This window comes from Pseudonocardia sp. Ae331_Ps2 (assembly GCF_001932405.1).
Classification (GTDB): domain Bacteria; phylum Actinomycetota; class Actinomycetes; order Mycobacteriales; family Pseudonocardiaceae; genus Pseudonocardia.
In genome coordinates this window covers 478,058-496,262 of record NZ_MCIM01000001.1, presented here as the reverse complement: position 1 = coordinate 496,262, position 18,205 = coordinate 478,058, and the positions used below count along the sequence as shown (strand labels likewise).

The 18,205-nt window shown below is 73.6% G+C and carries 18 protein-coding genes; 12 read left to right on the top strand and 6 right to left on the bottom strand.

Annotation, left to right across the window (positions count from 1 at the left end; all coding sequences use genetic code 11):
- Positions 1-7: 7 nt before the first annotated feature.
- Genes Ae331Ps2_RS02460 through Ae331Ps2_RS02410 form a run of 11 tightly spaced genes read left to right on the top strand, consistent with a single transcriptional unit; the run spans position 8 to position 10,663 of the window.
- Entirely contained in the window at positions 8-1,249 is a 1,242-nt protein-coding gene (locus Ae331Ps2_RS02460) for an MCE family protein (protein WP_158071513.1), read from the top strand.
- Positions 1,246-2,265 carry an MCE family protein gene (locus Ae331Ps2_RS02455; protein ID WP_020628035.1) on the top strand — a complete coding sequence of 340 codons (1,020 nt, stop codon included), beginning with the start codon at positions 1,246-1,248 and terminating at the stop codon, positions 2,263-2,265. The genes Ae331Ps2_RS02460 and Ae331Ps2_RS02455 overlap by 4 nt, the downstream gene beginning before the upstream one ends.
- Positions 2,253-3,320 carry an MCE family protein gene (locus Ae331Ps2_RS02450; RefSeq protein WP_075310977.1) on the top strand — a complete coding sequence of 356 codons (1,068 nt, stop codon included), beginning with the start codon at positions 2,253-2,255 and terminating at the stop codon, positions 3,318-3,320. Before Ae331Ps2_RS02455 ends, Ae331Ps2_RS02450 begins: the two co-directional genes overlap by 13 nt.
- Positions 3,317-4,483, top strand: a complete 1,167-nt coding sequence (locus Ae331Ps2_RS02445; RefSeq protein WP_020628037.1) for an MCE family protein — start codon at positions 3,317-3,319, stop codon at positions 4,481-4,483. Before Ae331Ps2_RS02450 ends, Ae331Ps2_RS02445 begins: the two co-directional genes overlap by 4 nt.
- The gene (locus Ae331Ps2_RS02440) at positions 4,480-5,718 is read left to right on the top strand and encodes an MCE family protein (RefSeq protein WP_075310979.1); all 1,239 of its coding nucleotides are present in this window, start codon (positions 4,480-4,482) and stop codon (positions 5,716-5,718) included. Before Ae331Ps2_RS02445 ends, Ae331Ps2_RS02440 begins: the two co-directional genes overlap by 4 nt.
- Positions 5,715-7,235: an MCE family protein gene (locus Ae331Ps2_RS02435; protein ID WP_075310981.1), complete on the top strand. Its 1,521-nt coding sequence runs from the start codon at positions 5,715-5,717 to the stop codon at positions 7,233-7,235. The genes Ae331Ps2_RS02440 and Ae331Ps2_RS02435 overlap by 4 nt, the downstream gene beginning before the upstream one ends.
- Positions 7,232-7,786, top strand: coding sequence for a hypothetical protein (locus tag Ae331Ps2_RS02430; protein WP_075310983.1), 555 nt, complete (start codon positions 7,232-7,234; stop codon positions 7,784-7,786). Before Ae331Ps2_RS02435 ends, Ae331Ps2_RS02430 begins: the two co-directional genes overlap by 4 nt.
- The gene (locus tag Ae331Ps2_RS02425) at positions 7,783-8,367 is read left to right on the top strand and encodes a hypothetical protein (RefSeq protein ID WP_075310985.1); all 585 of its coding nucleotides are present in this window, start codon (positions 7,783-7,785) and stop codon (positions 8,365-8,367) included. The genes Ae331Ps2_RS02430 and Ae331Ps2_RS02425 overlap by 4 nt, the downstream gene beginning before the upstream one ends.
- Positions 8,364-9,065: a hypothetical protein gene (locus Ae331Ps2_RS02420; RefSeq protein ID WP_075310987.1), complete on the top strand. Its 702-nt coding sequence runs from the start codon at positions 8,364-8,366 to the stop codon at positions 9,063-9,065. The genes Ae331Ps2_RS02425 and Ae331Ps2_RS02420 overlap by 4 nt, the downstream gene beginning before the upstream one ends.
- Positions 9,062-9,553 carry a hypothetical protein gene (locus Ae331Ps2_RS02415; RefSeq protein WP_139318962.1) on the top strand — a complete coding sequence of 164 codons (492 nt, stop codon included), beginning with the start codon at positions 9,062-9,064 and terminating at the stop codon, positions 9,551-9,553. Before Ae331Ps2_RS02420 ends, Ae331Ps2_RS02415 begins: the two co-directional genes overlap by 4 nt.
- 30 nt (positions 9,554-9,583) lie before the next feature.
- A complete protein-coding gene (locus Ae331Ps2_RS02410; RefSeq protein ID WP_075310989.1) occupies positions 9,584-10,663 on the top strand; it encodes an ABC transporter ATP-binding protein in 1,080 nt (359 codons plus the stop codon).
- 72 nt (positions 10,664-10,735) lie between these two features.
- Here the strand turns inward: Ae331Ps2_RS02410 and Ae331Ps2_RS02405 are convergent, their stop codons facing one another.
- Genes Ae331Ps2_RS02405 through Ae331Ps2_RS02395 form a run of 3 tightly spaced genes read right to left on the bottom strand, consistent with a single transcriptional unit; the run spans position 10,736 to position 13,622 of the window.
- A complete protein-coding gene (locus tag Ae331Ps2_RS02405) occupies positions 10,736-11,500 on the bottom strand; it encodes an ABC transporter ATP-binding protein (protein ID WP_075310991.1) in 765 nt (254 codons plus the stop codon).
- Positions 11,497-12,645, bottom strand: a complete 1,149-nt coding sequence (locus Ae331Ps2_RS02400) for an iron ABC transporter permease (protein WP_075310993.1) — start codon at positions 12,643-12,645, stop codon at positions 11,497-11,499. Before Ae331Ps2_RS02400 ends, Ae331Ps2_RS02405 begins: the two co-directional genes overlap by 4 nt.
- The gene (locus Ae331Ps2_RS02395; protein ID WP_233147626.1) at positions 12,642-13,622 is read right to left on the bottom strand and encodes an ABC transporter substrate-binding protein; all 981 of its coding nucleotides are present in this window, start codon (positions 13,620-13,622) and stop codon (positions 12,642-12,644) included. Before Ae331Ps2_RS02395 ends, Ae331Ps2_RS02400 begins: the two co-directional genes overlap by 4 nt.
- A 45-nt stretch (positions 13,623-13,667) precedes the next feature.
- Here Ae331Ps2_RS02395 and Ae331Ps2_RS02390 point away from each other — a divergent pair, with 45 nt between their 5' ends.
- Positions 13,668-14,651 carry an LLM class flavin-dependent oxidoreductase gene (locus tag Ae331Ps2_RS02390; RefSeq protein ID WP_158071512.1) on the top strand — a complete coding sequence of 328 codons (984 nt, stop codon included), beginning with the start codon at positions 13,668-13,670 and terminating at the stop codon, positions 14,649-14,651.
- Here the strand turns inward: Ae331Ps2_RS02390 and eutC are convergent.
- From eutC to eat, 3 genes are read right to left on the bottom strand one after another with little or no spacing between them, the layout of a single operon-like run.
- Complete coding sequence (gene eutC / locus Ae331Ps2_RS02385; protein ID WP_075310997.1) at positions 14,620-15,339, bottom strand: ethanolamine ammonia-lyase subunit EutC; 720 nt, start codon at positions 15,337-15,339, stop codon at positions 14,620-14,622. The genes Ae331Ps2_RS02390 and eutC overlap by 32 nt on opposite strands.
- Positions 15,336-16,712 (bottom strand): ethanolamine ammonia-lyase subunit EutB, encoded by a 1,377-nt coding sequence (locus Ae331Ps2_RS02380; RefSeq protein ID WP_075310999.1) that lies wholly within the window; start codon positions 16,710-16,712, stop codon positions 15,336-15,338. Before Ae331Ps2_RS02380 ends, eutC begins: the two co-directional genes overlap by 4 nt.
- Positions 16,709-18,103, bottom strand: a complete 1,395-nt coding sequence (eat, locus tag Ae331Ps2_RS02375) for an ethanolamine permease (protein WP_075311001.1) — start codon at positions 18,101-18,103, stop codon at positions 16,709-16,711. The genes Ae331Ps2_RS02380 and eat overlap by 4 nt, the downstream gene beginning before the upstream one ends.
- Positions 18,104-18,205: the final 102 nt, after the last annotated feature.

The window sequence follows — 18,205 nt, the reverse complement described above, 5'->3', positions numbered from 1 at the left end:
GGGACCCGTGCGACACGAGATGACCGGGCTCGCCGCCGTCGGCGTGCTGCTGCTCGGTGCGGTGCTCGTCGTGGCGAGCTACCTGCACGTGTTCGACCCCGGCGTGTCCGCCACCGTGCAGACCGACCGGGCCGGGCTGCTCATGCTCCCCGACGCCGACGTGTCGATGCGCGACGTGCGCGTCGGCCGGGTGTCGGACGTGCGGCCGGACGGCAACGGCGGTGCGCTGGTGCAGGTGGCCCTGGACCCCGCGACGATCGACATGATCCCGGCGAACGTCACCGCCCGGATCATCTCGCCGACGGTGTTCGGGCCGAAGTTCGTCGACCTCGTCCCGCCGCCCGCCCCGGAGCCCCGCACGATCGAGGCCGGCGCCGTCGTCCCGGCGTCGTCGGTGCAGACCGAGGCGAACATCGTCTTCGACAACCTGAACCGGCTGCTCACCACCGTGGACCCGGCGAAGGTCAACACGGCGCTGGGCGCGCTGTCGACCTCCCTCAACGGCCGGGGTGACGAGCTCGGCGCCAGCCTGGTGCGGTTCAACGACTACCTGGAGCGCATCAACCCGAGCCTGCCGGCGCTGCAGCGCGACCTGCAGGCCGCGGCGCCGGTGCTCGACACCTACGCCGACGCCGGCCCCGACCTGCTCGCGCTGCTGCGCAACGCGACCACGACCGCGGGCACCGTCGTCGACGAGCAGGCCGGCATCGACGCGACGCTGGCGTCGCTGTCGATGTTCTCCACCGACGTGTCCGGGGTGCTGGAGGCCAACACCGACAGCCTCGACCGCACGCTGAAGACCCTGCGCCCGACCACCGCGGTGCTCGAGCGCTACGCCCCGGTGCTGCCCTGCACCGCGGCCAGCCTGAACCACCTGCGGGCCCTGCTGGAGCCCAGCTTCGGCGGCGCCCAGCCGGGCCTGCGCTCGCTCACCACGTTCCAGCCCGGTGAGGACGGCTACACCTCGCAGAACGCGCCGAAGCTCGGCGTCGACCAGCCGAACTGCGGGCCGGGCATCCCGCGCCCCGGCGAGATCCCCCGGCACACCTACTTCGACGACGGCTCGCCGCGCCTGGACACCCGCGACGCCGGCATCGAGGTCCGTGACCCGCTGGCCACGCTGGTCGGCGGCGTCGATCTCGGACCGACGATCGCCGAGCGTCTCGGTCAGGCGCCGTCCGCGCCGCGGCAGTCCGGTCAGGCCGTCGGGGCGCCCGCCCCCGCGCCGGGAGAGGAGGGCGGCCGATGAGGCACCGCGCCGAGTTCCTGAGGGTCCTGGTGTTCGTCGTCGTGGCCGCGGTCTGCGCGGCGACGGTCGTCGTCGCCTACGGCTCGGTCCGCTTCGGCGAGTCGGCCCGCTACTCCGCGGAGTTCGCCGACGCGTCGGGGCTCAAGGAGAAGGACGACGTGCGCGTCGCCGGCATCACCGTCGGCCGCGTCGAGTCCGTCGAGGTCGGTGCCGACAACCTGGCCCGGATCTCGTTCAGCATGCGCTCCGACGTGCCGGTGCAGACCGGCTCCGAGGGCATCGTCCGCTACAAGAACCTGCTCGGGCAGCGCTACCTGGAGATCGTGCGCGGCCCGCAGCCGACCGGCGTCCTCGCCGACGGCGGGACGCTCCCGGTCACCCAGACCCATCCCGCGCTCGACCTCGACGAGCTCTACAACGGCTTCACCCCGCTGTTCCAGGGGCTGGAGCCGGCCCAGGTCAACCAGCTCGCCGAGTCGCTCATCACCGTCCTGCAGGGGCAGGGGGGCTCGATCGACGCCTTGCTGGGCCAGATCGGCAGCCTCACCGGTGCGCTGGCCGACCGCGACCAGGTCATCGGTCAGGTCGTCACCAACCTCAACGGGGTCCTCGGCACCGTCGACCAGCGCCGTGACCGCCTCTCCGACACCGTGGTCCAGCTCCAGCAGCTGATCAGCGGGCTGTCGCAGGACCGGACCTCGATCGGGCAGTCGCTGGAGCGGGCGAGCAACCTCGCCGGGGACGTCGAGGGCCTGCTCCGCGAGGCCCGTCCGGACGTCGCCGGGGTGGTGCACGAGGTCGACCGGCTCTCCCGGGTGGTCAACTCCGACGGCGAGCGCCTCAACTACCTGTTCTCCCAGATCCCCGGCTACTATCAGATCCTCGGTCGCGCCGGCATCTACCAGCAGGGCTTCCAGTTCTACCTCTGCGGCGTGCAGATCCGGCTCGACCCCGGAGTCGGCCCGCCGATCATGACCGACACCATCGCGAGCCAGGAGGCTCGATGCCAGTTCTGAACCGCCGCTTCCAGGAGCTGAACCTCCTGAAGGTCGGAGCAGTCGCCGTGGTGGTCGCGCTGCTCGCGACCGTGACGGCACTGAACTCCGGCTACCTGTCCCGCCAGCTGACGTCCGGGTCCTACTCGGCGCTGTTCAGCGAGGCCGCCGGTCTGAAGTCCGGCGACGAGGTCCGACTCGCGGGCGTCGTCGTCGGCAAGGTCGACGACGTCGAGCTGGCCGGCCGTGCCGTCCGGGCCGACTTCACCGTGTTCGACGGCAGCACCCTCGGTGACGCCACCGGTGCGTCGATCAAGACCGCGACCGTGCTCGGCGCCAAGTTCCTGGAGGTCCGCCCGGCCGGCACCGGCCGGCTGGCCGAGGGCTCGGTGATCCCGCTGGACCGGACGTCGTCGCCGTACGACGTCCAGGAGCTGCTGGACACCGTCACCCGCAAGACGGCCGACCTCGACGTGAACCGGGTCGCGGAGTCGCTCACCACGGTGGCCGACACCTTCGCCGACACACCCCCCGAGCTCCGCTCGGCGATGGAGGGGCTCGGCCGGCTGTCGCAGACGATCTCCTCCCGCGACGCCGAGCTGCGCCAGCTGCTCGACCACACCGCGTCGGTGTCGGCGGTCCTCGCCGAGCGCAGCGGCAACATCACCACGCTCGTGACCGACGGGAACATGCTGCTGGAGGAGCTGCGCGCCCGGCGCGAGGTGATCCGGTCGCTGCTGCTGAACATCACCGGCGTGCTGCACCAGCTCGACGGGCTGGTGCACGACAACGAGCGCCAGCTCGGACCTGCGCTGGCCGAGCTGGAGAAGGTGCTCGACCTGCTGCGTCGCAACGACCGCAACCTCGCGGCCGCGATCACCGGTCTCGACACCTACGCGGGCAGCCTCGGTGAAGCCATCTCCAGCGGTCCCTGGTTCTTCGCGCTGGTGCCCAACCTGCCCCCCACCAACCTGGCGCGCCAGACCCTTCCGTCGGTGCTCGACCAGGCCTCCCCGGTGTCCCCGGCCCTGCCCGGTGGCACCCCGGCCGCCCCGGAAGGCGGTGGCGACCGATGACGGTCCTCTCCCGCTCCCGGGTGCTGGTCGTCGTGCTGGTGCTCGTCGTCGCGGCCGCCGCGACGTGGGCGCTGGTCGGCTCCGGCACCCGCACCGTCACGGCGTACTTCGACCAGACCGTGAACCTCTACCCGCGCGACGAGGTCCGCGTGCTGGGGGTCAAGGTCGGTTCGATCGAGTCGGTCGAGCCCGGCCCGGACTCGGTGAAGGTCGTCATGAGCTACGACGACGACGTGACACTCCCCGCCGACGCGACCGCCGCGATCATCTCGCCCACCCTGGTCGGTGTCCGCTACGTGCAGGTCGGCCCGCCCTACGAGAGCGGTCCCGAGCTCGCCGACGGGGCCGAGATCCCGCGTGAGCGCACCGTCTCCCCGGTCGAGTTCGACCGGGTCAAGACCGAGGTCGCCGGCCTCGCGCAGGCGCTCGCCCCGAAGTCCGCCGAGACCGAGGGCGCCCTCAACCGGCTCCTCGACACGACCTCGGCGAACCTGCAGGGGCAGGGCCCGCTGATCCGCGACACGATCCGCACGTTGTCCGAGGCGTCGAGCACGCTGTCCGACAGCCGCGGCGACCTGTTCGCGACGGTGCGCAACCTGCAGACCTTCGTCACCGCGCTGAAGGACGCCGACGCCCAGGTCGCGCGGTTCCAGAGCCAGCTCGCCGACACCTCGGGGATCCTCGCCGACAACCGGGAGGCGCTGGCCCAGGTGCTGCAAGGGCTCGAACGCACGGCGCCACTGGTGCAGCGGTTCGTCTCCGACCACCGGGACGCCTTCACCACCGACCTGCGCAAACTCGACGACGTCGTCGCGAACATCTCGCAGAACCGGCAGGCGCTCGGCGACCTGCTGCAGAAGGCGCCGTTCGCGGTGTCGAACTTCGCGAACTTCATCGACGAGAAGACCGGAGCGGTGACCGCGAACGTCGCGGTGACCAACCTGCGCAGCCCGGCCGCGGTGGTGTGTGACAGCGCCGCCGCCGTCGCCCCGGCCGGTGCCGACGACCCGGCCGCCGCCTACGCCTGCCGCGCGGGCCTCGGCCCCCTGCTGGACCTGGCGCGGATCGACGCGCCGCCGGTCGCGGTCAACCCGATCCAGTACGGCGATCCCTCGGCGCCCGTGCTGCCCACGCCCCCGCTCCCGATCGGAGGGAACCGATGACCGGCCGGACGCCGCGTACCGCCCGGCTGAGCGCGGTCCTGCTCGTCGCCGCCCTGGGCGCGGCGGGCTGCGGGATCTCCAGCATCGGCGAGCTCCCGGTGCCGCTGCGCCCCGGGACCGGCGACGGTTCCTACCAGGTCCAGGTGGAGCTGGCCCAGGTCGCGAACCTGGTGCCCAACGCCGAGGTGATGGTCGCCGACGTGCCGGTCGGCTCCGTCGTCCGGACCGAGGTCGACGACTGGAAGGCCCGGTTGACCGTGAGCCTGGACCGCGACGTGCGGCTCCCGGCGAACGCGACGGCCCGGGTCGCCCAGAAGTCCCTGCTCGGCGCGGAGTACCTGGAGCTGGCCCCGCCCGCGAACGCGGCTCCGGAGGGGAGCCTCGGCGACGGGGCGGTCATCCCGCTGGCGAACACCGGCCGCTACCCGGAGACCGAGGAGCTGCTCGGCGCGCTGTCGGTGGTGCTGAACGGCAGCGGGCTGCAGCAGGTCCGGACGATCACCACCGAGCTGAACAAGGTCTTCGACGGCCGCCAGCAGGACCTGCGCGGCCTGGTGGGGAACCTGGAGAGGTTCGTCGGCGGGCTCGACGCGCAGCGCGACGACATCGTCCGCGCGCTGGAGTCGCTCGACCGGCTCAGCGCGACGCTGAACGCGGACAACCAGACCATCGCCGCGGCGCTGGACACCCTGCCGGGCGCGCTGAAGGTGCTCAACGACGACCGTGCCCAGCTGGTGCGCACGCTCGAGGACGTCCAGCGGCTCGACCGTGCCACCGGCACCCTGGTCGACCGCTCCCAGGAGGACCTCCTGGCGAACCTGCGCCAGGTGCGCCCCGCCGTGAAGCGCCTCGCCGACGCGGGCAGCGACCTGACCCGCGGCGTGGAGCTGCTGGCGACCTACCCGTTCCCAGCGTCGACGGCGTTCCCCGGGATCTTCCGGGGTGACTACGGCAACCTGTTCCTGGTACTGGACCTCACACCGGAGACCCTGCGCCACAACCTCGTCGACGGGTTCCAGCTCCCCGCGCCGGGCAGCCCCGGCGTGCTGGCGGTGCCGCCGCTGGGTGCTCCGCCCGCGCTGACCGCACCGCTGGAGCCGTTCGGGGAGGCCCTGCAGCAGCCGCTGGGGGCACTGCCCCTGCCGGGCGCGGCTCCGGCTCCGGCACCGGCCGGCGACGGGACCGAGGACGGCCAGGGCGGGCTCCTCGGCGGACTGTTCGGAGGTGGCCGATGAGGCTCTCGTCGCTACGCATCAACGCCACCACGGGCCGCAAGCTCGTCGCGTTCGCGGTGATCGCCGCGATCGCCGTCGGGTGGGGAGCGGTGACCTACCTGAACGTGCCCCGCATGCTCGGGATCGGGCGCAACGCCGTCACCCTGGAGCTCCCGGCCGGCGCCGGTCTCTACACCAACGGCGTGGTGACCCTGCGCGGCGTCACCATCGGCCAGGTCGACGAGGTCCGGCTCACCCCGACCGGGGTCGAGGCCGACATCCAGGTGCTCGACGACCACCCGATCCCGGTCGACTCCGCGGTGGAGGTCCGCAGCGTCTCCGCGGTCGGTGAGCAGTACGTCAACTTCGAGCCGCGCACGACCGCCGGCCCCTTCATCGAGGACGGCGCGGTCGTCCCCGCCGACCGGGTGGTGCTGCCGACGACGACCGGCGAGCTGCTGGAGAAGGCCAACGCACTCGCCGCGTCGGTGCCGGGGCAGAAGCTCAACGCCACCGTCGACGACCTCGGGAAGGCGTTCGCCGGCAGTGGCGACGACCTGCAGCGGCTGATCGACTCGCTCGACCTGCTCACCACCGAGGCCCAGGCCAACCTGGACCCGACGGTCCGGCTGATCGAGGACGCCGCACCGGTGCTGGACACCCAGAACGCCACCTCCGGTGACATCCGGACCTACCTGGCGAACCTGGCGTCGTTCACCGGCCGGCTCGCGGAGGCCGACGGCTCGCTCCGGTCGACCCTCGGCGTGTTCCCGCCGGCCCTCGACGAGGTCGCGAGCTTCGTGAAGCAGGTCGGGGACCCGCTCCCGCAGCTGCTCGGGAACCTGACCTCGGTCGGTGAGGTGACCCGGGTCTACGTCCCGCACCTGCAGCAGACGCTGACGATCCTGCCGTCGATGCTGCAGGCGTCGATCGGGACGCTGAGCAGCTCGCCGGTCCCGGGCACGATCAAGATCAACCTGCAGACGCAGGTCAACGATCCCGCGCCGTGCACCGAGGGCTTCGTCGTCGACCGGCGTCCGCCGAACGACAGCTCGCCGGCCCGGCCGCCGAGCGACGTGCGCTGCAAGGACGCCGACCCGCTCAAGGCGGCCCGCGGCGGCAAGGCCTACGCCTGCCCGCCCGGAGCCCCGGTCCCCGGCGGTCGGGGCCCGGACGCCCGGTCCTGCGGCCTGAACTTCCAGAGCCCGGAGGAGGCCGAGGCCGCCCGCCGGGCGGCGATCGACACCCAGATGGAGGTGGCCGGCACGCAGACCACGAGCACCGCGGACAACCTGCTGCGCTCGGACAGGCTGCCCAGCAGCGGGCCGAACACCGACCCGGAGGAGAACCAGCCCTACGCCCCGGGGGAGCAGGGCTACCTGCCCTCCGACGCCGTCGCGCTGGACGGGATCTTCCTGCCGCCGGGCAGCACCACCCCGATCGTCGACGGGAACCAGGTCCCGTCGTCGAACACCGGGTGGCAGGGCATCGTGCTGGACCCGCTCGGCGCCACCGCTCCGGCCGGAGCGGGCGGATGAGCGCCCCGGCCGAGGACGCCGCGGTCGACACGGTCGGCGTGGTCGAGGAGGACTCGACTGCGTCCCGGCGGCGACGCCTGCCCGCGGGAGCGCTGCTGCCGGCCGGACTGGTCGTGGTCGTGGCGCTGCTGGCGGTGCTGGTCACCGTGCTGGCCGTCCGGCTGGCACCGGCGGCGGGGGACGACGAGCCGGCGCTGGTGGCCGCCCGCCAGACGGTGACCGACCTGCTCACCATCGACCCGGCGACCGCGCAGGACACCCTCGCGCGACTCACCGCCGGGTCGACGGGGGAGTTCGCGAGCCAGCTCGCGGGCCGGTCCGCCGGCTTCGTCGGCGCGATCCGGGACGCCGAGGTCACCTCGACCGGATCGGTCGTCGCGGCCGGTGTCGCCGAGCACGGGCCGGGGCGGGCGGTGGTGCTCGTGTCCGCGAACTCGACGGTGCGCAACACCCAGGTCCCCCAGGGTGAACCCCGCCAGTACCGGATGCGACTGACCGTGCAGGAGGAGGACGGACGATGGCTGGTCTCCCGACTGGAGTTCGTGCCGTGAGGCCGGTCGGCGACGACGGCGGGCCCCACCGGATCGACGACCGGACCGGCGTGGGCACCGGGGACACCGAGGACCGGGGCACGACCGGCGCCGCCCGCCCGGCTCGATCCCGGCGGCGCATGCTGGTCATCGGGTCGACCGCCGTGGCGGCGGTGCTGGCCGTCGCCGCGGGGGTGCTCGGGGCGATGCTCGCCTCGGGCGGCGCCGAGGAGCGGACCCGGGCCGACGTGCTGGCCGCGACCACGACGCAGCTGCAGACCCTGCTGTCCTACGACGGCACCAAGCTCGACGCGGCCGCCAGGGTCGTCGACGAGGCTACGACCGGTAGCTTCCACGACGACTACGAGCGGCTCTTCGACGAGTCGGTCCGTCCGAACGCGGAGCGGCTGAAGGCACGCACGCTGGCCCGCGTGGTCGGGGCCGCGTGGATCGGTTCCGAGAGCGGCGACGCGAAGGTGCTCGCCTTCGTCAACCAGAGCACGACGACCGACCAGGGGGAGCGGGTGGACACCGTGGCGGCGACCGTGACGATGCGCGAGGTCGACGGCCGATGGCTGATCGCCGGTCTGGACCAGGCGTGACGGCGGGCGAGCGGACGTATCGCACCGAGGCGGCCACCGGGTCCGCCGGGGGGCCCGACACGGACCCCGCCACCGAGGGTGGCCCGGAGACGACGACGGAGACGGGACCCGACGTCGCGCCGGGATCCGCCGCGGAACCGACCGACGATGAGCCTGTACCGGCACCGCCCGGTGAGGCCGCACCCGCCGACGCCGCCTCCACGGCGTCCGACACGGGGCGGCGGGGCCTCCTGCTCCCGGCGGCAGCCGTCCTGCTGCTCCTGCTGGCCCTCACCGGTGCGGTCCTCGTCGGACTGGGCTGGGTGTCCACCAGCCGCGCCGAGGCCGACCGGCGGGAGATCACCGACGTGTCGACCCGCGTCGTGAACGACTTCATCAGCATCGGCGGCGACAACGCCCGCCAGCGCAGCGAGGACCTGCTCGCCGTCGCCGCGGAGCCGTTCCGCACCGAGCTCGGCCGCTTCTCCGAGGTGTTCGGGAAGATCCTGGTGGAGGGGAAGGTGTCGACCGAGGGACGCATCGACGCCGTCGGGATCGAGCGGGCCGACGACGACACCGCCGTCGTGCTGGTCAGCGCGAGCACCACCGTCCGCAACTCCGAGGTCCCCGACGGTGCCAAGCGGGACTTCCGGATGCTGCTGACGCTCGCCCACCAGGAGGGCTCGTGGAAGGTCTCGACCGTGGAGGTCGCACCGTGAGGGTCCCGCTCCCCGGCCGGCGCGCCGTGACGACGACGGCAGGCGTGCTCGCCGTGGTGGTCGCCGTGGCGGCGGTCGTGGTCCACCTGGTCGTCGTCCGCCCGGCCCAGCAGATCGAGCAGGCCAGGACCGACGGGCTCGCCGCCGCCCGGACCCTCACCGAGCAGGTCCTCAGCTACCAGCCCGCGTCCCGGGACGCCGACCTCGCACGGGCCCGCGGGCTCGTCACCGGCGACTTCGGCCGCCAGTTCGGCACCGTCCTCGACTCGGTCGTGGGCCCGGCGCTGGACCGCGGGGTCGGTACCCGTACGACGGTGACCCGGGCCGGTGTCGTCGACGCCCGGCCCGACCGGGTCACCACCCTGCTCTACCTGACCCAGGACGCCAGCCGCGGGTCCGACGACAAGCGGACCACCGTCGGCCGTGCCGAGGTGATCGTCGAGTTCGTCGACGGGCGCTGGTTGGTGTCGGACCTGCGAAACTTCTAGTACGCGAACTGCGAGTCGAGAGGCCACGAGATGACGGGCGTCGAAGTGAAGGTCGAGGGGCTGACGAAGTCCTTCGGTCGGGTCAACATCTGGTCGGACGTGAGCCTGACCCTGCCCGCGGGCGAGGTGTCGGTGTTGCTCGGGCCGTCGGGTACCGGCAAGTCGGTGTTCCTGAAGTCGCTGATCGGGCTGCTGAAGCCTGAGCGGGGATCGATCGTCATCGAGGGTGTGGATCTGTGCAAGTGCTCGGAGTCGGAGCTGTACGAGATCCGGAAGCTGTTCGGGGTGTTGTTCCAGGACGGTGCGTTGTTCGGGTCGATGAACTTGTTCGACAACATCGCGTTCCCGTTGCGGGAGCACACGCGTAAGTCGGAGTCGGCGATCCGGGACATCGTCATGGAGAAGATCGACATGGTCGGTCTGGTGGGTGCGGAGGGGAAGTTGCCGGGGGAGATCTCGGGTGGTATGCGCAAGCGTGCGGGGTTGGCGCGGGCGTTGGTGTTGGATCCGAAGATCATTTTGTTCGATGAGCCGGACTCGGGTCTGGATCCGGTGCGTACGGCGTATCTGAACCAGTTGATCATCGATTTGAACGCGATGACGGATTCGACGTTCCTGATCGTGACCCATGACATCAACTCGGCGCAGACGGTGCCGGACAACATCGGTCTGCTGTATCGCAAGCATCTGGCGATGTTCGGTCCGCGGGAGGTGTTGTTGACCTCGGACGAGCCGGTGGTGGCGCAGTTCCTGAACGGGCGTCGTGAGGGTCCGATCGGGATGTCGGAGGAGAAGGACGCTGCGCAGGCTGCCCGGGAGATGGAGGAGGCGGGTGAGCTGGAGGGTCGTCCGCCGATGAAGCCGCAGTTGGTGGCTTCGACGGGGATGCCGGACCGGAAGGCGGTGCACCGTCGCCGGGAGCGGGTGATGGAGATGTTGCACGAGCTGCCGCCGTCGGCGCAGGAGGCGATCCGGGAGCAGTACGCCGATGTCGACGCGACCGCGCAGCTCGCCGGGCCGTCGCGGGACGGCAGCACCCGGCAGGAGGCGCGGGCGGGAGCGGGCGGCGACGACTGGCCCACCGACGTGCAGCCGCGGGTGCGGGGCTGAGGCGGGCCGTTCCCGGCCCGACGTCGTGGCGCCCGCGCCGGGTGGGACCCACCCGACGCGGGCGGACCGTACTCAGGGGGACAGCACGATCAGCGGACAGTCCGCCGACGGGTGCGCCAGCACCGTCGCGGTGACGCCGTAGACCGCGGCGATCCGCTCCGGGGTCAGCACCTGCGCGGGTGTCCCCGTGGCCACGGCCCGGCCGGCGTCGAGCAGGCACAGCCGGTCGCAGTAGCGCGCGGCCAGGTTCAGGTCGTGCAGGGCCACCAGCGTGGGCAGGCCCAGCTCGCGCACCAGCGCCAGCAGCTCCAGCTGGTGGCGGACGTCGAGGTGGTTGGTCGGCTCGTCCATCACCAGCAGCGCCGGGCGCCCGACCAGTGCCCGCGCGACCAGTGCGCGCTGCCGCTCACCGCCGGACAACGTGGCGAAGCGGCGTCCGGCGAGGCGGGAGAGCTCCAGCAGCTCCAGGGCGGCGGTGACCAGGGCGTCGTCGACCGGGTCGTCGGCGGCGAGCGGGCGCTTGTGCGGCGAGCGCCCCATCGCGACGACCTCGCGCACGGTCAGCGGGAAGTCCGAGGGCATGTCCTGCAGGACCACGCCGACCCGCTGGGCCACCCACCGCGCCGGGGCCCGCCGCACGTCGGTCCCCTCGACCAGGACCGTCCCCGACGACGGCACCCCGACGCGGTAGACGGTGCGCAGCAGCGAGGACTTGCCGCTGCCGTTCGGGCCGAGCAGCCCGACGACCTCGCCCGCGCCGACGGTCAGCGAGACCCCGGCGACCAGCGTGGCCGCCCCGGCGACGACGTGCACGTCGTCGATCTCCAGCGGGGTCACCGCGCACCCTCCCGGCGCCCGTCGCGGCGCAGCAACCACACGAAGAACGGGCCGCCGACCAGCGCCGTGACGATCCCGACCGGCAGCTCCTCGGGGATGACGACGGTCCGCGCGACCAGGTCCGCCAGCACCGTGAACAGTGCGCCGACCAGCACCGCGACCGGCAGGCCCCGCCGGTGACCGGACCCGACGAGGAACCGGACGACGTGCGGCAGCATCAGCCCCACGAAGCCGATCACCCCGCTCACCGCGACCGTCACCGCGACCAGCACGGCGACGACGACGAACATCGCCTGCCGGAACCGGTGCACGTCCAGTCCGAGGGCGCCCGCGCTCTCGTCGCCGGCCAGCAGCAGGTCCAGGTCACGCGCCCGCGACACGAGCACCACGACCCCGGCGCCGAGGACGACCGCCGGCACCACCAGCACGTCCCAGCGGGCGGCGCCGAACCCGCCGAGGGTCCAGAACAGCACCTGCGACGCCAGCGTGGGGCTGGGCGCGGTCAGCACCAGCAGGCTGGTCAGCGCCGACAGCACCGACCCGACCGCGACACCGCCGAGGATCAGCCGCAGGACGGTGATCCGCCCGCCGGAGCGGGCGATCACCAGCACCACGGCGAGGGTCAGCAGCGCCCCGGCGAACGCGGCCACGTTGAGGGTGAGCGCGCCCGCGCCGAGCAGCCCGAACCGCATCACGACCACCGCGCCCGTCGCCGCGCCCGCGGAGACGCCGATGACGCCCGGCCCGGCCAGCGGGTTGCGCACCACGGCCTGCAGCACCATCCCGGCCACCGTCAGCGCCGCGCCGACCAGCCCGGCGAGCAGCACCCGGGGCAACCGGGTGTCGGCGATGATCAGGTCGTCGGCCCGCGACCAGTCCGGGTCGGGCACCCAGGCGGTGCCGCCGACCCGGTGGGCGAGGATCCGCCAGGTCACCGACCAGGGCACGTGCACCGAGCCCGTGGTGAGCGCGAGACCGGCGGCGAGCACCAGCAGCACCGCCAGGACGGCGACCGCCGTCGCCGTCGGCACCCGGCCGCGCCCGCCGTCGCGGCCCGCGCCACGACCGGCGCCGCGGGCCGGCGCGGGATCGGGGAGCGGCCCGTCCGGGCGCAGCACCGCGAGGAGCCGCGCGCGCCCGGTCACCGGAACCGGTCGGGGTGCAGCTCGCGGGCCAGCCGCTCGACGGCGTCGACCGAGCGCGGCCCGGGCTGGGCCTCCGACAGCGGGACCGTCGGGAACGGACCGGCCAGAGCGGGCAGTCCGGCGAGTGCCGGCGTCGCGCGCAGCGTCGCGATCTTCGACTCGACGCTCGGGTCGAGGTAGTCGTAGATGAGGACGACGGCGGGGGCGCGGCGTACGACCTGCTCCCAGGACACCTCGCCCCAGCGCTGGTCGAGGTCGGCGAACACGTTGCGCCCCCCGGCACGCTCGATCATGTCGGTGAGCAGCGCCCGGCCGCCCGCGGTGCGGGGCGCGTCGGTGCCGCTGTTGTAGACGAACACCGGCACCGGATCGACGGTCCCGAGCTGCGCCGCGACGGCGTCGAGCCGGGCCCGCATGCCCTCGACGCTGCGCTCGGCCCGCTCCGGCACCCCGAAGATCGCGCCGATCCGGGTCGTCTCGCCGAACAGGTCCTCGAAGCCCGAACGCCCCTCCCGGCACGACTCGGGGTTGAGGTGGCTGTCGATGCCCAGCTCGGCGAGCCGCGCACGGGTGTGTCCGCTGGACTCGGAGAATCCGTCGGGGTAGCCGGAGTAGACGAAGTCGGGCTCGGCGGCGAGCAGCTGCTCCAGCGACGGCTGGCCCGGCGCGAGCACCGGCACCGTCGCGTACGCCGCGGCGTAGCGCTCGCCGATCTGCCGGTTCCTCAGGTACGCCGTCCCGACCATCGACCGCTCCACCCCGAGCTCCAGCAGCAGCTCGGTGGCGTTCGAGGTCAGGGTGACCGCCCGGGTGGGCGGCGCGGTGTAGGTCGTGGTCACGCCGCAGTTGTCGTCGACGACCGGGAACCCCGCGGCCGGCGCCCCACCGGCCGGGGCGTCGGTGACGGCGGCGCCGCACCCGGCGAGCAGCAGCAGGGACAGGGCGGCGCCGACGACGCGCAGACGGGGTGGGGGCACCGACCCAATGTATGAAAACCTCGTCAGATGTCCATAGTGTCCGGTGTGAGATGGGGCGTGCTCACCCACGCGGCCGGCCCGCGCGACGCGGCGTCCGAGCTGGCCGACACCGTCGGCCTCGCGGTGCTCGCCGAGGAGCTGGGGTTCGCGTCGTTCTGGCTGGCCCAGCACCATCTCGGCGCCCAGCAGGGGCACGCGTCCTCACCGCTGGTGGTCCTGGCCGCGGTCGCCGCAGCCACCTCGCGGATCCGGCTGGGCACCGCCGTCGTCGTGGCGTCGCTGGAGCACCCGCTGCGCCTCGCCGAGGACGCGGCCACCGTCGACGTGCTCAGCGGTGGCCGGCTCGAGCTGGGACTGGGCGCCGGGTCCGACCCGGGCGTCGCCGAGGCGTTCGGCGCCGACCCGGCGCAGCGGTACGCCCGTCTGGGCGCCGCCCTGGACGCGCTCACCGGCACCGGGCCGGCCGTCACCCCGCGGGCACCGGGTCTGCGGGAGCGGCTGTGGCTGGCGACCTCGTCCCCCGAGGGCGTCGACACCGCCGCGCGCCACGGCCTGGGGCTGCTGTCGGGGCGTCGCTCCGGCCCGGCCGGACCCGACGACCGACGCTCCGCCGGGCTGCTGGCCCGGTTCCGCGCCGCCGGGGGTGCCCGGGTCGGGCTGTCCCGGCCGGTGCTTCCCGGCTCCTCGCGCGCGGCCGTGCACGCGCTGCTCGCGCCGCACGTCGCCCGGCGCGGACACGATCCGGCGGCCTGGTTCGCTGCCGGGAACGTCCACGCCGGCACCGGCCCCGAGGTGCGCGCCGCACTGGAGGCGGATCCCTGCCTGCCCTACGCCACCGACCTGCTCTGCCACGTCCAGCCCGCCCGGCTGACCCTGGCCGAGCTGCGTCCGGTCCTGCGCGGGCTGGCGGAGCTGGCCGGCGCACCGCCGGTCGCGGCCGGACCGGGTACGACCGGGGCCACCCCGGCCGGCCGCGGGGGCGCCCGCTGCGGGCCGCTCAGCCCGGCGGCAGCGCCGGATCGGCCTTGAGCGCGACCCCGGACAGCTTCAGCCGCCGCGCCTCGCTCATCAGCAGCGCCAGGGTGGTCGCCGCGGCGGCGTAGCCGGTGCCGTGCGGCGGGCGGACGTTGGAGATGCAGTTGCGCTCGGAGTCGCGGCGCCCGCGGTGGGCGTCGTAGGTGAAGTACAGCCCCAGCGAGTCCACCGAGCTCATCCCCGGCCGCTCCCCGACGAGCACGACGACGTGCCGGGCGCCGAGGGCGGAAGCGATCTCGTCGCCGAGCGCGACCCGGGCCTGGGTGGCGATCACGACCGGGGCCACCCGCCAGCCGTCGAGCCGTTCCAGGATCTCGGCGAGCATCCCCGGGGCGTGCTCGGCGACCGCCCGCGGCGAGAGCCCGTCGGCGACGACGAGCGCCACGTCGTGGTCGCCGCGGGGCAGCTCGGTGCCCGCGGCGAGGCGGCGGCCCAGGTCGGGCCGGGTCAGGTACTCGGTGCGGTCGGCGGGCGCGCCCGCGGCGTGCAGCGTGGACACCCCCAGCCCGGTGATCCGCTCGGCGAGCGCGTCGACGTCGAGCGGGGTGTGCACGGCGTCGCGGGCGGCGGCGTGCGCGGCGCGCAGCTCCAGCAGCCGCGCGGTCGGCAGGGCGTCCCCGGCGCGGCCGAGCGCCACCCGGGCCCGGGTGGAGGCGCGCAGCACGTCGAGCGGGTCGCTCACCGGACACCCGCGGTCAGGGTCCGGACGGCGCCCGCGGGCAGGTCCCGCAGCCGCCCGTCGCCGTCGAGCATGTCCATCGTGGTCAGCCACGCCTCGAACTCCGGCGCGGGACGCAGCCCGAGCACCTGGCGGGCGTAGAGCGCGTCGTGGAAGGACAGCGACTGGTAGTGCAGCATCACGTCGTCGCCGCCGGGCACGCAGATGACGAACGAGCAGCCCGCCGCGCCGAGCAGGGTGAGCAGCGCGTCGGTGTCGTCGGCGTCGGCCTCGGCGTGGTTGGTGTAGCAGACGTCGACACCCATCGGGACGCCGAGCAGCTTCCCGCACATGTGGTCCTCCAGCCCGGCGCGGGTGATCTGCTTGCCGTCGAGCAGGTACTCCGGCCCGATGAACCCGACGACGGTGTTGACCAGCAGCGGGTCGAACGCCCGCGCCACGGCGTAGGCGCGGACCTCCAGCGTCTGCTGGTCGACGCCGTGGTGGGCGTCGGCGGACAGCGCGGACCCCTGGCCGGTCTCGAAGTACATGCACTGCGTGCCGACGGTGCCGCGGTCCAGCGACAGCGCGGCGGAGTGCGCCTCCCGCAGCATCGCCAGGGTCACCCCGAACCCGGTGTTCGCGGCCTCGGTCCCGGCGATCGACTGGAACACCAGGTCGACCGGGGCGCCGCGTTCCATGATCTCGATCGAGGTCGTGACGTGGGCGAGCACGCAGGACTGGGTGGGGATGTCGTAGCGGGTGCGGACCTCGTCGATCAGGTGCAGCAGGTCGGTGGTGCGCTGCGGCGAGTCCGTCGCCGGGTTGATGCCGATGACGGCGTCGCCGCAGCCGAGCAGCAGCCCGTCGACGATCGAGGCGGTCACCCCGGCGGGGTCGTCGGTGGGGTGGTTGGGCTGCAGCCGGGTCGCCATCGTGCCGGGCAGCCCGACCGTCGAGCGGAACGCGGTGACGACCGGGGTGCGCCGCCCGACGGCGATCAGGTCCTGCAGTCGCATGAGCTTGGAGGTCGCCGCGACCATCTCCGGGGTCAGTCCGGGGGCGAGCGCGGTGGTGTCGGTGGCCGGGTCGAGCAGGTGCTCGCGGAACTCGCCGACGGTCATCGACGCGACCGGGGCGAACGCGTCGGCGTCGTGCGAGTCGACGATCAGGCGGGTCACCTCGTCGTCCTCGTAGGGGACGACCTGCTCGTCGAGGAAGGTGGCGAGCGGCAGGTCGGCCAGCACCGTCTGGGCGGCGACCCGTTCCTGTTCCGAGCGGGCAGCGACCCCGGCAAGCACGTCCCCGGACCGTTGTGGCGTGGCCGCGGCCAGCAGTGCGCGCAGGTCGGCGAACTCGTGGGTGTGGCCCCCGAGCGTGGTCCGGCGGACCGTCACGTGAGCTCCTCCTCCGCGCGGGCCAGCGCGGCGAACTCCTCGTCGGGTGCCGCGGCGACCAGGTGGTGTCGTGAGTAGAGCGCGAAGTACAGCATGAACAGGGCGAAGGCGCCGAGGGTCGCGCCGGCGGCGACCGGGTCGACCAGGAAGGTCGCGACGACCGCCAGCACCGCGACGACCAGGGCGAACCCGGTCGTCGCGACCCCGCCCGGGGTGCGGTACGGGCGGGGCATCTCCGGCGCGCTCCGGCGCAGCACGATGTGGCTGACCATCATCAGCACGTACGACAGTGCCGCCCCGAACACCGCCATGTTGAGCAGCACCGCGCCCTGCCCTGTCAGCGACAGCAGGAACCCGATCACGCCGGGCACGACGAGCGCGAGCGTGGGGGCCTTGCGACCGTTGGTCACCGACAGGGCCCGGGGCAGGTACCCGGCCCGCGACAGCGCGAAGGTCTGCCGGGAGTAGGCGTAGATGATCGAGAAGAAGCTGGCGACGAGCCCGGCGAGACCGACGTAGTTGACGACGACGCCCGCCGTGGACCCGCCGAGCGCCTCCACCAGCGGGTTGCCCGACTCCGAGAGCGCCTGCGCGCCGAGCGCCCCGGTCGCCAGCACCAGCACCAGCGCGCCGGTGACGAGCAGGACGAGCATCGCCGCGACGATCCCGCGGGGGACGTTGCGCTCCGGGTCGCGGGCCTCCTCCGCCGCGAGCGGGACGCCCTCCAGGGCGAGGAAGAACCAGATCGCGAACGGCACCGCCGACCAGATCCCCAGCCAGCCGAACGGCAGGAACGCCGAGGCGCCGGCGGCGTCGGTCGGCGGGATGTCGACGAGGTTGCCCGCGTCGAACAGCGGCACCGCGGCGACGGCGAAGATCAGCAGTCCGACCACGGCGATCGCGGTGATCACGAACATGACCTTGAGCGCCTCGCCCACGCCGGCGATGTGGATGCCGATGAACAGCACGTACGCGGCCAGGTAGACCCACCAGCCGTCGGTGATGCCGAACAGGCCGAGCGACTCGACGTAGGCGCCGATGAAGGTGGCGATGGCGGCCGGGGCGATCGCGTACTCGATGAGGATCGCGGTGCCGGTCGCGAACCCGCCCCACGGGCCGAGCGCGCGCCGGGCGAAGGTGTAGCCGCCGCCCGCCGCCGGCAGCGCCGAGGACAGCTCGGCCATCCCCAGCACCATCGCGAAGTACATGGCGGCGATGACGACGCCGGCGATCAGCAGCCCGCCGAACCCGCCCTCGGCGAGACCGAAGTTCCATCCCGAGTAGTCGCCGGAGATGACGTAGCTGACGCCGAGACCGGCGAGCAGGACCCAGCCCGCCGCCCCGGTGCGCAGCCGTCGTCGCTCCAGGTAGTCCGACGGATCGTTCGCCATGGCGTCCTCCCGGGGCGCGTCGTCACCGACGGGGCCCGTCGGGTGTGGACAAGCTAGGGAGTCCGGCCCGGTCGCGGACAGGGCCGCGCGGGGTAAACGGTG